Raw genomic sequence first — 242 nt, forward strand, 5'->3', positions numbered from 1 at the left:
CAGCTGCCCGCTCTCCTCCATGATCGAAGAGAGCCAGAAGACCCTGCTGCGAGTGCTGCACTATCCGCCGTTCGACGGCACCGAAGAGCCGGGGGCCATCCGCGCCGCGGCCCATGAAGACATCAACCTGCTGACCATACTGCCCGCCGCGAGCGAGCCCGGCCTGCAGGTGAAAGGCTCGGACGGGGAGTGGATGGACGTGCCCTGCGACTTTGGCACCCTCATCATCAACATAGGTGACA

General features: G+C 64.5%; 1 protein-coding gene. It reads left to right on the plus strand.

Going from position 1 to position 242, the window contains the following annotated elements; translation table 11 throughout:
* Positions 1–19: 19 nt before the first annotated feature.
* Positions 20–242: 2OG-Fe(II) oxygenase family protein (locus tag B4920_RS27625; protein ID WP_216820129.1), on the plus strand; the 223-nt coding region annotated here is incomplete at its 3' end.

Origin of the sequence: Zoogloea sp. LCSB751, from assembly GCF_002028455.1 — a bacterium.
Taxonomy (GTDB): domain Bacteria; phylum Pseudomonadota; class Gammaproteobacteria; order Burkholderiales; family Rhodocyclaceae; genus Zoogloea.